General features: G+C 52.4%; 11 protein-coding genes. 4 read left to right on the top strand and 7 right to left on the bottom strand.

Annotation, left to right across the window (positions count from 1 at the left end):
- Positions 1–48 precede the first annotated feature (48 nt).
- The 3 genes from ptsP to ACQ0MK_RS01905 form a co-directional block, all read right to left on the bottom strand.
- Entirely contained in the window at positions 49–2,331 is a 2,283-nt protein-coding gene (gene ptsP / locus ACQ0MK_RS01915; RefSeq protein ID WP_430474590.1) for a phosphoenolpyruvate--protein phosphotransferase, read from the bottom strand.
- Between the two features lie 5 nt (positions 2,332–2,336).
- On the bottom strand, positions 2,337–3,365 hold the full coding sequence (locus ACQ0MK_RS01910) for an NAD(P)H-dependent flavin oxidoreductase (RefSeq protein WP_430474589.1): 1,029 nt from the start codon (positions 3,363–3,365) through the stop codon (positions 2,337–2,339).
- A 149-nt stretch (positions 3,366–3,514) separates the two neighbouring features.
- On the bottom strand, positions 3,515–4,735 hold the full coding sequence (locus ACQ0MK_RS01905; RefSeq protein ID WP_430474588.1) for an aspartate kinase: 1,221 nt from the start codon (positions 4,733–4,735) through the stop codon (positions 3,515–3,517).
- Between the two features lie 425 nt (positions 4,736–5,160).
- On the opposite strand from ACQ0MK_RS01905, the gene ubiG reads away from it, so the two are divergent.
- The gene (ubiG, locus tag ACQ0MK_RS01900) at positions 5,161–5,919 is read left to right on the top strand and encodes a bifunctional 2-polyprenyl-6-hydroxyphenol methylase/3-demethylubiquinol 3-O-methyltransferase UbiG (RefSeq protein WP_430474587.1); all 759 of its coding nucleotides are present in this window, start codon (positions 5,161–5,163) and stop codon (positions 5,917–5,919) included.
- A 102-nt stretch (positions 5,920–6,021) separates the two neighbouring features.
- Here the strand turns inward: ubiG and ACQ0MK_RS01895 are convergent, their stop codons facing one another.
- Positions 6,022–7,437: a diguanylate cyclase gene (locus ACQ0MK_RS01895; RefSeq protein WP_430474586.1), complete on the bottom strand. Its 1,416-nt coding sequence runs from the start codon at positions 7,435–7,437 to the stop codon at positions 6,022–6,024.
- A 295-nt stretch (positions 7,438–7,732) separates the two neighbouring features.
- Positions 7,733–8,167, bottom strand: coding sequence for a DUF1178 family protein (locus ACQ0MK_RS01890; RefSeq protein WP_430474585.1), 435 nt, complete (start codon positions 8,165–8,167; stop codon positions 7,733–7,735).
- Between the two features lie 113 nt (positions 8,168–8,280).
- On the opposite strand from ACQ0MK_RS01890, the gene ACQ0MK_RS01885 reads away from it, so the two are divergent.
- Together ACQ0MK_RS01885 and ACQ0MK_RS01880 are read left to right on the top strand one after the other, a co-directional pair.
- The gene (locus tag ACQ0MK_RS01885) at positions 8,281–8,808 is read left to right on the top strand and encodes a class I SAM-dependent methyltransferase (RefSeq protein WP_430474584.1); all 528 of its coding nucleotides are present in this window, start codon (positions 8,281–8,283) and stop codon (positions 8,806–8,808) included.
- A 118-nt stretch (positions 8,809–8,926) separates the two neighbouring features.
- Positions 8,927–10,840 carry a PhoX family protein gene (locus tag ACQ0MK_RS01880; RefSeq protein WP_430474583.1) on the top strand — a complete coding sequence of 638 codons (1,914 nt, stop codon included), beginning with the start codon at positions 8,927–8,929 and terminating at the stop codon, positions 10,838–10,840.
- A 75-nt stretch (positions 10,841–10,915) separates the two neighbouring features.
- Here the strand turns inward: ACQ0MK_RS01880 and ACQ0MK_RS01875 are convergent, their stop codons facing one another.
- Positions 10,916–11,455, bottom strand: a complete 540-nt coding sequence (locus ACQ0MK_RS01875) for a YHS domain-containing (seleno)protein (RefSeq protein WP_430474582.1) — start codon at positions 11,453–11,455, stop codon at positions 10,916–10,918.
- 229 nt (positions 11,456–11,684) lie between these two features.
- On the opposite strand from ACQ0MK_RS01875, the gene ACQ0MK_RS01870 reads away from it, so the two are divergent.
- Entirely contained in the window at positions 11,685–12,068 is a 384-nt protein-coding gene (locus ACQ0MK_RS01870) for a VOC family protein (RefSeq protein ID WP_430474581.1), read from the top strand.
- Positions 12,069–12,107: 39 nt separating this feature from the next.
- On the opposite strand, the gene ACQ0MK_RS01865 is transcribed toward ACQ0MK_RS01870, so the two are convergent.
- Positions 12,108–12,935, bottom strand: coding sequence for a carbon-nitrogen hydrolase family protein (locus ACQ0MK_RS01865; RefSeq protein WP_430474580.1), 828 nt, complete (start codon positions 12,933–12,935; stop codon positions 12,108–12,110).
- Positions 12,936–13,188: the final 253 nt, after the last annotated feature.

The raw sequence follows: 13,188 nt of genomic DNA, 5'->3' as shown, positions 1-13,188 counted from the left end.
CGATCTAGCAATAAAAGTAGCAGATATCCCCACCAAAAGCGATTGTTTTTAAAGTTTTACACCATGATCTATTGCGAAAGCCTTAAGACGCGACCGCAGAGATTTGGTTGAATTGTCCATTATCGTCAGGACGTATCGCTCAACTTCAGCTTTACACATACTTCTGACCATTTCCTTTACAGGACCGACAGAAGCAGGAGCCATCGATAAACGCTTTATTCCCAACCCGATAAGGGCCATCGCTTCTAGCGGACGCCCGGCCATTTCGCCACAAATGGTTAAGCGTACATTCCGCTGATCACACAATGTCACCAATTGCCGCATAAAAGCAAACACACTTGGTGACAACGTATCATATCGTCCTTCGATTCGCGGGTTCCCACGGTCGGCTGCAAACATAAATTGCAGCAAATCATTGGTCCCGACCGACAGGAAATCCACACGTTCAAGCAATGCCGGTGCCTGCCAGATCAAAGCCGGCACTTCGAGCATCGCGCCGACTTCAACCTTGCGCGGGACAAACCCGCGTGCAGCTTCACGTTTAAGCTGCAGGTCAAGCAAGGCTTTTGCCTGATCAAACTCGGCAACTTCGGCGATCATCGGGAACATGATGTAAAGATCGCGATCATGCCCCGCACGGATCAATGCACGCAACTGATGCACAAGAACCGCCGGACGATCCAGTGTAATGCGGATCGACCGCCACCCCATTGCCGGGTTCTCTTCTGTCATATCCTCCCAATAGGGCAGCAATTTGTCACCGCCGACATCAAGAGTACGAAAAACAACAGGTCGGCCTTCGGCCTGTTCGAAAATTCGGTCATAAAGCTTTGTCTGATCGGTGATATCTGGCATGGCCGATCGCACCATGAACGGAATTTCCGTGCGATAAAGCCCGATACCGTCGGCACCACTTTCAACAACATGGGGCACATCGATCAGAAGCCCGGCATTCACATTAAGCGAAATATCGATACCATCGGTCGTGCGCGACGGCATGTCGCGCATCTGCGCATACAGCACTTTACGCTCGGCGCGGGCCTTCAAGGCCCCGTCAATGACCGATTTCACATCATCCGTCGGGCGGACAAACAATTGCGTATTGTCGGCATCAACAATCAGCAAATCGCCCGTTTCGACCTTGTCCAGAACACCCTTGACCCCGCCAAGTACCGGAATATCAAGCGCACGGGCAACAATCGCCACGTGCGAGGTATGTGACCCTTCTTCAAGGGCAAGACCGCGCAAACGCGTATGGTCGTAATCAAGAAGTTCCGCCGGGCCGATATTGCGCGCGACCAGAATAATTTCATCGGGCAATTCACCGAACGCCGGGGATTGATACTGCCCTGAAAGATGCTGCAACAACCGGTTCGCCAGATCTTCAAGATCATGCAACCGTTCGCGCAAATACGGGTCCGACACCTGCGCCATACGGGCACGCGTATCGTCATGCACCTTCTGCACGGCGGCTTCGGCGGTAAGCCCGGTATGAACGGCTTCGGTAATCCGGTTCAGCCAGCCGGTATCCTGGGCAATCATCCGGTACGCTTCAAGGATATCGCCCGGATCGTCTGCCTCATCAATGCCGTCTATGTCAGAGACCGCTTCAAGCATCTTATCAAGATGGTTCTGTAGCCCGTGCATGGCTTCGCGCAAGCGCGTCAGTTCTTCTTCCGGATCATCGGAAACCATCCGGTCAATGACAATGCGCGGCTCGTGCAGCACGGCCAGACCTTTGCCGATCCCCGGCGCAAGACGCGCCCCGCCAAGACGCAAGGGAAGCAACGCAATCCCGTCGGTCTGGATCAACTCATCCCGGCTGACAAGCTCCCCACCGGCGACCATTTCGGCCAGCACCATGGTAACGTTTTCAAGCGCTTCCTGTTCGTCTTCGGAATAAAGCCGTTCGGTCCGGTTCTGGACCGCAAGAACGCCAATGATCCGGCCACCGCGCAAGATCGGCACACCGATCATGGAATGATAGATTTCCTCGCCGGTTTCCGGACGATAGGCAAAGTTCGGATGGCGCTGCGCATCTTTCAGGTTCAAGGGACGCGCATGCGCCGCGACAAAACCGACAATCCCCTCACCCACCCGAAGGCGGGTCATGTGGACCGCCTCTTTGGACAGACCACATGTCGCAAAAAGCTCAAGCACCTCGCCCGCCCGCATGACATAGACCGAGCACACCTCTGCCACCATATCAGCAGCAATGATGGTCACGATCTTGCCAAGGCGTTCCTCGGCAGTTCCCGGTCCAGCCATGACGTCTCGGACGCGCTTTAAAAGGCGTCGCGGACCAGAGACTGCGGCGGACGGAATGCTCATTTGGCTTAGGTGTCTCTCTTAACCAGGGATTGCACGGCCTGTTCGGCCAACTCTTGAAGGATTTCGGCGACAGGTTGTTCTTTCTTTACCATACCAACCGACTGCCCTGCCATAACCGATCCGCTTTCAACGTCACCATCGATCACGGCACGGCGCAATGCACCTGCCCAGAAATGTTCGATTTCAAGCTGTGCTTCGCCCTGATCAAGTTCACCGGCACGGAATTTCTCAATGACGCTACGCTGTTTTTCACGGAACTCGTCGCTGCCTTTATTGGCAAGGGCACGCACAGGAATAACCGGGAAACGTTCGTCAAGCTGCACGGTCGTTACCGCATCGCGTGCGCTGGCACGGATGAAGGCCTTTTTGAAATCGGGATGGGCAATACATTCTTGCGCACAAACAAGACGCGTTCCGATCTGAACCCCGGCTGCCCCCTGTTCAAGCAATCCGGTAATCGCTTCGCCGCGGCCAATACCGCCCGCGCAGAAGACCGGAATGTCGGAAATATTCGGCAGGATTTCCTGAACCAGAACTGTTAGTGAAACCGGGCCGATATGACCGCCCGCTTCGCTGCCCTCAATCACAAGCGCATCTGCACCCGAGCGGATCAGTTTTTTGGCCAGAACCAGTGCCGGGGCAAAACAAACGACCTTGGCAAATTCCTTGGCCTGTTTGATCGATGCGGAAGACGGAAGACCACCGGCCAGAACCACATGACCAACATTGTGCTCGCGGCAAACTTCGATCAGATCATCGAGCATCGGATGCATGGTAATCAGGTTAACGCCAAACGGCTTCTTGGTCATTTCCTTGGTCGCGGCAATTTCCGCAGACAGCAGGTCCGGGGTCATCGACCCGCAGGCAATGACGCCAAAACCACCCGCATTGGAGACAGCCGAAACAAGGTGACGTTCAGACACCCACGACATTGCCCCTGCCATGATCGCATAATCGGTTCCAAGGAAATCCTTGCCCGCAGCCCATAGCTTTTCCAGGCGCGCGTGTGCTGCGTCAAATTTCGGATCGCTCATATTCTTTGTACCCCAAAGCAGAAATGCAGGGAACGCGAGGTTCCCTGCCATTTCATTACAAAGGCCGAAACACATCGTTCCAGCTAGTATGTATTATTACACGTAATTTAACAGTGGCTTAATCGCGTCAAAGCGATTGCCATGTCGAATTATTCGTCATCAAGACCGTATGCGGTGTGCAGGGCACGAACCGCAAGTTCGGTATATTCTTCGGCGATCAGAACACTGACCTTGATTTCCGAAGTCGAGATGACCTGAATGTTGATGCCCTTTTCAGCCAAGGTCTCAAACATTTTGCGCGCAACGCCAACGTGGGAGCGCATCCCGACACCAATGATCGACACTTTGGTCACATCAGAGGTGCTGAGAAGTTCCTGATAGGCGATCTGCGCTTTGTTTTTCTCGATAACCTGAAGCGCACGCTGGAATTCACCCCGCGGAACGGTAAAGGTCATGTCCGTGCTTTTGCCGTCTTCCGAGACGTTCTGCACGATCATGTCGACATTGATATTTGCATCAGCCAACGGGCTGAAAATAGAAGCGGCAATACCCGGTTTGTCGGCAACTTTCACCAAGGTAATCTTGGCTTCGTCACGACTATAGGCGATCCCACTGACGACTTCCTGTTCCACGATCTCGTCCTCGTCTACAACAAGTGTTCCTTCTGCTTCGCTAAAGGTTGAACGGACCTGCACCCGGACGCGATGGTTCATGGCCATCTCGACAGAACGGGTTTGCAGAACCTTCGCACCAAGCGAAGCGAGTTCCAGCATTTCTTCGTAGGTAATCTTATCGATCTTGCGTGCCTTGGGCACAATGCGGGGATCGGTGGTGTAAACACCTTCGACATCTGTATAGATATCACACCGATCCGCCTTCAGTGCTGCTGCAAGCGCAACCGCAGACGTATCCGACCCGCCACGACCAAGTGTCGTGATCCGGTTATCGGGTGCAATGCCCTGGAAACCGGCCACACAAACGACTTCTCCGCCATTCATGCGTTTATCAAGTTCGGTCGTATCGATGTCCTTGATACGTGCCTTGGCATGTGCGCCGTCGGTCTTAAGCGGGATTTGCCATCCCAGCCATGACCGCGCAGGCACGTCCATGCTTTGCAGCGCCATCGCCAAAAGGCCGACAGTCACCTGCTCACCCGATGATACGATGACGTCATATTCACGCGCATCATACATCGGTGAAACTTCATGCGCCCAGCCAACCAGTTCATTGGTTTTGCCCGACATGGCAGAAACGACAACAGCAACCTGATTGCCTGCATCCACCTCGGTTTTGACCCGACGCGCGACGTTCTTGATTTTTTCAACATCAGCGACCGAAGTGCCGCCAAATTTCATGACAATACGGGCCATGAAGTATCCCCGCTAAGCTCGCCGTCTATCGGCTATCCGAAAATGACGGTATGTGATCCGGTCCCGAAACAGGGGTGCATGCCAACAAACGGCGCTTCTCCTGATCCGGGCGGCGTTATCAATACTGCCATAATCATTGCGAAACAAGCATCAACGCAGCCGATAAATTGCGTGAAGGCACTTTTTTCCATCCAAATATGTCTCAAACAACGTGCGGGATACAAATTCGGTGAAATATTCGACGAATATTACCCAATAACCCTGATGATCCATACGATTTGCGCAAACCACGTGAGCTCCGATTAACCGCGCATCCATGCCAATCAAATGCCCGTATTTAACAGCAGAGTATTGCCTTGATGATCCGCCCCGCGTAAACAGGGCAACGCACAGCAAACTTGATTTAACGCCTTCGGAGCCAGCCCATGTCGGATGCATCCGCCAAAACCAGCCGTACCGCCAATGCCGAGGAAATTGCACGTTTTTCTGCGATGGCGGAAAAATGGTGGGACCCCAATGGCGTGATGAAGCCGCTGCATAAATTCAATCCGGTCCGTTTGGCCCTTTTGCGTGACAATATCTGCGCCCATGTCGGACGCGATCCAGACACCATCGAACCGCTGAAAGATATCGAGATCATTGATATCGGTTGCGGGGCCGGTTTGCTGTCCGAACCGCTTGCCCGTATGGGGGCCAAAATGACGTCGATCGATGCTGCCGAAAACAACATCGAAGTCGCCAAAGTCCATGCCCAACAATCGGGCCTTGAAATCGATTATCGCTGCGCAACACCGGAAATGCTGGCCGATGAAGGCAAGCAGTTTGATATCGTTCTGAACATGGAAGTCATCGAGCATGTCGATGACCCGCAATTTTTCATGCAGGCCTGCGCATCGGTTTTAAAACCCGGCGGATTGATGTTTGTCGCAACGCTTAACCGCACGATCAAATCACTGGCACTGGCGAAAATTGGTGCGGAATACATTCTGCGCTGGCTGCCTGCCGGCACCCATGACTGGCGCAAATTTGTCAAACCGTCGGAAATGTCGGGATTCTTGCGGGGTGCAGGACTTGAAATGACCGATATCACCGGCGTTGCCTATAACCCGATCAATGACAAATGGTCACCCGCACCGCGTGATCTTGACGTCAATTATATGGTCATTGCCCGCAAACCGGGCTAAATTCACGACCAGACTTGCACACATCACCAATTGAAGGAATTGGCTGTCCATTCTGCAGCTTCGGCGACTTATGACGCAGCCAATCAACGCACACAGCCCTTTTCAGCCGTCCTTCGCGTTAGATTTATCAGCAATCTCAAATCGGTTTTTGCCCGCACGCTTTGCCTTATAAAGCGCTTCATCCGCACAATTCATTGCATAATCGATTTCGCAAGTATCTTCGGGTCGCAAATAGCACGTTCCGATACTGACTGTGATGGCAATATTTGTTCCGTCTGACAGTTCCACTTGCGTCGAACGGGCAGCATCAAGCAAACGGCGGCAGACAATTTCTGATGACTGGTAATCCTTGACAACGCTGGCAAAAGCAAACTCTTCGCCCCCGATACGAGCAATGATATCCTCTACCCGGAAATGATGGGAAACCGTTCGCGCCAACGCCACCAAAACCTCGTCACCGACGGCGTGCCCGTAGGTATCATTTACGATCTTGAAATCGTCGATATCAAGTATTCCAACAAGCGTGATGTATTTATGCCGCCGACAAAAGCCAATCAGTTTCTGTAGTTGATCCAGATAGCTGCGCCGGTTTGGTATCCCGGTCAGAGCATCATAATAGGCAAGTTTTTCAAGTTTGATGTTCGCATCCTGCAATTGACGGGTGCGTTCCTCCACCAACTTATTAAGGGAATCTTTGATCTGGCGCAGTTCACTATTACGCCTTTCAAGCTGCTGTGCGTTAAACACAGACTCTGTCACATCCCGTTCGATGGCTGCAAAATGCGTAACCTCACCATTCCGACCGTATAAAGGCATAATATTCATATCAAGCCAGTAGGGCTGACCCGACTTTGAATAGTTCAATAGCGTTTCGCGAACACTTTCCTGCTTTTCCAATGACTTGTGAATTCGGGCACATGCTTCAGCATCCGTCATTTTACCCTGAAGTATACGCGGGGTTTCGCCAATCACCTCCGTGCGGTCATAGCCTGTCAGCTTTTCGAAAGCGCGGTTGACGTAAACGATCTGGGGTCCAAAAGGGCTTTCGATGGGGTTTGCCCCGGTAACAATCACGACGTCACCAGCATTTTCAAGAATATGCTCATATGAAAACAGGCTTTGGCGGTCTGTTATGTCGTTGAAGGAGACAACAATAAATCCTTTGTCTGCATGCGATTCGCCTTGAACTTCGACATGAGCATTAACCAGAAACCACCGGACGTCGCCTGTTTCATTGTCAACTTTACCAAGGACCTCATTCACCATTTTCAGTCCGCTTTTTCGGACCAGATTTACAGGATACTCGTAAACCATAAGGCGTCTGTGGCGTTCATCGACGAAATGCCATTGAGGATCATAAGACAGCGACCCGATGAGGTTATCATAACTCATCTCAAGCAATTCCATCGCACGCGGATTAGCGTAAACGATTGCGGTATCCCAAGCATGAATAACCACACCGACCGTTGAATGGTCGAGCACGTTCTTAAGGTTGATGGCGTTCAAGTCGAGATCCATCAAAACTCTCCCCAGGAGTTTTAGGCGAATGATGCAAAAGAATAGGCTACCAGGCTATCAACATAGCCCGCCAAGCCAGTCAGTTAAGGGGCTTAGAAATTTGAAAATTCAGACTTTTCTGGATTAACCTTAAGTGCAAAACACCTTCATGCCTCCCCCTTATGTATAGTAATAATTGGGGGATAAGTGCGCCACATTCAACCTTCAGATGGGCTAAATTCGATCCGCATTGTCATTTTCATGAACGACACAAAAGGCTCGCTTTTCATGCTCTGTGTTGAGCCATTCACCAAAATCAGTTTTTCTTGGTGTCATCGTCCCAAGGCAAGGCATGCACATCGATGCCCTCATCAACCAGTTCCGCCGTTTCTTTCAGGGAAGCTTCGCCGTAAATCCCGCGCTTTTTTGTTTCGCCGTAATGGATTTTGCGGGCTTCTTCGGCAAACTTGTTCCCGACATTCTCGCAATTGGTTTCGACCTGCTTGCGAATTTCGCTAATGGCGGCTTTGGTGGCCTCGGCAACCGCGACCTGGCGTTGCTTTTCGGCGGCATCTTCTTTTTGGCGGGAGGTGCGCAAACGCGGCGCCATCAATGCCTTGCCAACATTTGACGTCCCGCATACAGGGCACGACAAATCCCCGCTGGCGGCCTGCACGTCATATGTCGCGCCGTCCTTGAACCAGCCTTCAAATTCGTGATCATGTTCGCATTTAAGCTGAAATAGAATCATGATGGTATCTATGGAACCAAACTAATCGCATGACGATAAGATATCTGTGATGTGACCTGCTATGGTGCGCATCCCCGTCACAGGTGAACCTTCAATAAACAAGATTTATAAAAATGTCATCCCAATTGCCATCCAGCTGGATCACACAAAATGCCCCCACCCCGACAAAGGGTCGCAACCGCGCACTTGATATGGCATGCGGCAAAGGACGCAACAGTTTTTGGCTGGCAAAACAAGGATGGTCTGTGACCGGCCTGGATCGTGATTTGTCGCAAACACATATGGCCGATCATCCCGATATTACATGGCAGCAAGCCGATCTTGAAACCGGTTCATGGCCGCTTGGCAGCCAATCGTTTGACCTTGTTATTGTTGCCAACTATCTGCACCGCCCTCTCTTTCCATACCTTCGCGATGCAGTTCGCTCTGGCGGCACCTTGATCTATGAAACCTTTATGGTCGGTAACGAAGCCTATGGCCGCCCGAGATCGCCTGATTTTCTTCTATTCCCGGATGAATTGCGTCAGGCATTTGCAGGCTGGGACATCTGCGCGTTCAAACAGGGTCCAATCCACCCGGATGGTAGCCCCCGGCCCACCGCTGTAAAACAGTCAATTGCGGCAAAGAAACCACCGCAATAAAACTGTAACAAATTGATTTTGCACAAAAATAAATACAATCTTCACAAACGCCGCTTGTCGTTTCTGGCATTTTTCCTGCTGCGGTTTCCGCTTTAGGCATTTTGAGAGAGAAAAAGCCATGAACGATAAATACGAAATCATTGAAGATCGTGACGATATTCCGTCCAACCCGACCAACAATCCACGCATTGACGATCTGATCAATGCACGCTTTTCCCGACGCGGCTTTTTCAAGGGCCTGATGGCGACCTCTGCTGTTGTTGGTGCCGGCATTGCAACCCGTGGCGTTGCAAAGGCACAATCCGCATCGACGCTGACTTTTAAATCCATCCCGCAGAAAATCACCGAAACCCACGCTGTCGCCGAAGGCTATCAGGCCGACGTGCTGATCCGCTGGGGCGACAAGGTCGTTTCTGACGCACCGGCATTTGTTCCGGGTCAGGTTGATGCAACTGCGCAGAACAAACAGTTTGGCTATAACTGCGACTATGTCGGCTATATGCCGCTTCCGGTTGGCTCGAACAGCTCCGACCATGGTCTTTTGTGCATCAGCCACGAATACACCAATGCCGAACTGATGTGGCCGGGCCTTAAAGACTCCATGGGCGCATCCCAGGAACAGGCACTGCATGAAATTGCGGCCCACGGGCATTCCATCGTTGAGATCAAAAAGACCGGCGGCAAATGGAACATCATCGAAGATTCGAAATATGCCCGTCGTATTTCGGCCCTTGATACCGAAATGGCAATCACCGGTCCGGCAGCAGGCCATGACCGTCTGAAAACCAGCTCGGATGCTTCCGGTACCCGCGTTATCGGCACGCTCAACAACTGTGCCGGTGGTAAAACCCCGTGGGGCACGGTCCTGATTTCCGAAGAAAACTTTAACGGTTACTTCGGCGGCGACATCGCCAAAACCGGCGAAGAACGCAACTATAAACGCCTCGGCATAGAACCGGACAGCTGGTATTCCTGGGTTAAATATTTCGACCGCTTCAATGTCGAAAAAGAACCGAATGAACCCAACAAATTCGGCTGGATGGTTGAAATCGATCCTTATGATCCGACCTCGATGCCGAAAAAACGCACGTCCCTTGGCCGTTTCAAACACGAAGGCGCTACCGTCATCATCAACAAGGACAACTCCGTTGTTGCCTATTCCGGTGATGATCAGCGTTTCGATTATCTCTATAAGTTCGTTGCAACGAATAAATACAATCCGAATGATCGTGCCGCCAATATGGATATTCTGGATGACGGCACACTTTATGTTGCCAAATTCCACGAAGACGGCACCCTTGACTGGATGCCGCTGATCTTTGGCCAAGGCCCGCTGACCACTGAAAACGACTTCACCAGTCAGGCCGATATCCTGATTGAAACCCGACGTGCCGCCGACCTTCTGGGCGCAACCCAGATGGACCGCCCGGAAGATGTCGAACCGAACCCGGTCAATGGCAAGGTCTATGTCATGCTGACCAACAATTCCAAGCGCAAGGAAGGCAACGCACCGAACCCGCGTGCTGCCAACCCGCATGGTCATGTGCTTGAACTCACCCCTCCGGGTGGGCGTGGTCAGGATGCCGATCACACGGCTGATCGCTTTACCTGGGATATCATGCTTGCTGCGGGCAACCCGTCCAACGCCGATGACAAGGCGGTTTACCATCCGGCAGCCGAATCCTGGTTGTCCTGCCCGGACAATATGGCGATTGACCATCGTGGCCGTCTCTGGATTTCATCGGATGGCGCACAGGGATCAGACATTCCTGATGGCATGTGGGCAACCGATGTCGATGGTCCGGGTCGGGCCCTTACCAAATTCTTCTTTGCCTGCCCGGTTGGGGCGGAAATGTGCGGTCCGGAATTCACCCCGGATGGAACCACCCTGTTCCTTGCTGTTCAGCATCCGGCAGACGGTTCTTCCTATGATGCACCAAGCACCCGCTGGCCGGATTTTCAGGCATCTTTGCCGCCGCGCCCGTCGGTCGTGGCCGTCACCAAATCTGATGGCGGCGAAATCGCCGGTTAGCAGATAAAATAACCGCTCAAAAAGAAACCCACCGGCATCTGAGTGCCGGTGGGTTTTTTCTGCTTAGGCATCCCGTTACTTGATCGGGGCGGCCATATCATAGGTCCCGTCATTGTCCGTGATCTCCATCCAGCTTTTGGCAGATGCCGCCTTGCTTTCCAGACCGGACCAATTGCCCTCGGCCGTGTTGATATTGCCCGAAATATCCGTCGTCCAGAACCCGACCACCGTCGGTGTGATGTTAAGATAAAGCTCCCCATCAACAATTCGCCACAGGTTCGGGTTGGCTGGAACCTTACCGCCCTTTGCGACGCCAAAGGCACAGTGACCGTCATATTTCGGGGCATATTTTGCCGGATCGGCCAAAAACATGTCGCGGTTTTCTTCTGATGCAAAGGCCCAGGTCGCACCGTTATAATCCGCTGTGATATCCGCCCGTCCGGGGACGGCATGGGGTTGATCCATGCCGACATCCTTTTGCGGCAAATTGAAATAGGCCACCGCGTCATAACCGCTGATCGCAAAGCCGGTTTCATCGACATATTGCTCGCCGGCCAAGGCCACACCCGTCATCGCGACCAGAACGGCTGATCCCAGAAGAATTCGTTTAAACATTACCCTTGCATCTCCAGTTGAATTTCCTTGATGGGCAAAGATTGACCGATCTCCTTGGAAAATCGAAATGACGTTGCGACACTGTTTCGTGAGGACGCGTGAGCACCCCCAACCTCAATCATAACAACTACGATAAATCAGTATTATTTACCGCTTGACCTAAACTTAACTTGAGGAATTACCAAAGAGACACACCACGAAAACAACCCCCGTTATGAAAGGGAACGCCATGACTGAAGCATTTTTGGAACATGTCAATTTTACTGTTTCTGACCCGGCCAAGACCGCACAACATCTCCATGACTGGTTTGGCTGGCATATCCGGTGGCAAGGTCCGTCGATCTATGATGGCGTGACCTATCATGTCGGCGGCAGCAAAAGTTACGTTGCCCTTTATTCTCCGGGCACGCCGAACAAGGGGTCGGAAAGTTCCTATCAAACCCGTGGCGGGATGAACCATATTGCCGTGGTCGTCGATGATCTTGATGCCACCGAACAAAAGATCAAAGAATCCGGCTATCAAACCGGCAACCACGCCGATTATGAACCCGGTCGCCGGTTCTATTTCCGCGATGAAAACAACATTGAATTTGAAGTGGTCAGTTACACCTGACCACTTCACCAAATCGCCTGCCCCCGCCCCAAGCCAGTTTTACTGGCAGGGCTTATAGGTCTGGCCGTTTTGAAGCGATGGCACCATGCGGCGGATTTCATCCACCCGTTCCAGATCGATCTCGGCGGTGATAAAGCCGGGATCGGTCCCGCCATCGGCCAGAACTTCACCCCACGGATCAATGATCAGCGAATGACCAAATGTCTGGCGGTTGCCCGGATGCTCCCCGCATTGGGCCGCGGCAATAACGAAACATCCGTTTTCAATTGCGCGTGCTTTTAACAAGGTATGCCAATGGGCCAATCCGGTTGTGCGGGTAAAGGCCGCCGGGACGCTTAATATCTTTGCCCCGGCCTTGGCGTAATCGCGAAACAGATGGGGAAAGCGCACATCATAACAAATCGAAATCCCGATCTTGCCATAGTCTGTCTCGGCCAGCTTGGCAGCATCACCGGGACGGAATGTTTTGCTTTCGCGGTAACTTTCGCCATTGGCCAGATCGACATCAAACATATGGATTTTGTCATATGATATGATGATTTTGTCATCCGGCCCGATGACAAAGCATCGATTGGCCACCCGGCCTTCGTCGCTTGCTTTTACATGCAGCGATCCGACGATCAGGGTTGATTGCAGCTCCTTTGCCAGATCACAAAAGAATGTCAGGCCGGGATGGTCTTTTTCCAGAAAGGCCGCAGCACGGACTTTATCCCCGCCAAACGACATCATCGACACATTTTCAGGGAATGCGATCAATCTTGCCCCGGCCGCATGAGCATCGCGGGCATAGGTCGCCGCGCGTGCAAGATTGTCTGACATCACATCACGGGAATTGACCTGCACACAGGCAGCAATGAAACGGGTCATGACGCATTCTCCTTTTTATCCTTATCTTCTTTATGATGGCGATGACGGGACGGGGCGGCAATAGGCATTTGGCATAACGGACCGCCTTACCCCTCCTTGCCCAACCCTGTGCAACCTTCCCCAACCCTGCCCCACCTTGCCCAACCCTGTTCAACCTTGTTCAACCTTGTGCAACCTTGTGCAACCTCGCCCAACCTCGCCCAACCTTCCCCAACCTTGCCCGACCCTGCCCAACTTCGCCCAACACGGAATA

This window comes from Thalassospira lucentensis (assembly GCF_050516545.1).
GTDB classification, from domain to species: domain Bacteria; phylum Pseudomonadota; class Alphaproteobacteria; order Rhodospirillales; family Thalassospiraceae; genus Thalassospira; species Thalassospira lucentensis_C.
Note: the sequence above shows the minus strand (reverse complement) of the source record. Positions and strands in the feature narration are given on the sequence as shown.

Excerpts from the sequence above, each read along its gene's own strand:
- ptsP (WP_430474590.1), bottom strand. The coding sequence starts at position 2,331 with ATGAGCATTCCGTCCGCCGCAGTCTCTGGTCCGCGACGCCTTTTAAAG.
- ACQ0MK_RS01910 (WP_430474589.1), bottom strand. The coding sequence starts at position 3,365 with ATGAGCGATCCGAAATTTGACGCAGCACACGCGCGCCTGGAAAAGCTA.
- ACQ0MK_RS01905 (WP_430474588.1), bottom strand. The coding sequence starts at position 4,735 with ATGGCCCGTATTGTCATGAAATTTGGCGGCACTTCGGTCGCTGATGTT.
- ubiG (WP_430474587.1), top strand. The coding sequence starts at position 5,161 with ATGTCGGATGCATCCGCCAAAACCAGCCGTACCGCCAATGCCGAGGAA.
- ACQ0MK_RS01895 (WP_430474586.1), bottom strand. The coding sequence starts at position 7,437 with ATGGATCTCGACTTGAACGCCATCAACCTTAAGAACGTGCTCGACCAT.
- ACQ0MK_RS01890 (WP_430474585.1), bottom strand. The coding sequence starts at position 8,167 with ATGATTCTATTTCAGCTTAAATGCGAACATGATCACGAATTTGAAGGC.
- ACQ0MK_RS01885 (WP_430474584.1), top strand. The coding sequence starts at position 8,281 with ATGTCATCCCAATTGCCATCCAGCTGGATCACACAAAATGCCCCCACC.
- ACQ0MK_RS01880 (WP_430474583.1), top strand. The coding sequence starts at position 8,927 with ATGAACGATAAATACGAAATCATTGAAGATCGTGACGATATTCCGTCC.
- ACQ0MK_RS01875 (WP_430474582.1), bottom strand. The coding sequence starts at position 11,455 with ATGTTTAAACGAATTCTTCTGGGATCAGCCGTTCTGGTCGCGATGACG.
- ACQ0MK_RS01870 (WP_430474581.1), top strand. The coding sequence starts at position 11,685 with ATGACTGAAGCATTTTTGGAACATGTCAATTTTACTGTTTCTGACCCG.
- ACQ0MK_RS01865 (WP_430474580.1), bottom strand. The coding sequence starts at position 12,935 with ATGACCCGTTTCATTGCTGCCTGTGTGCAGGTCAATTCCCGTGATGTG.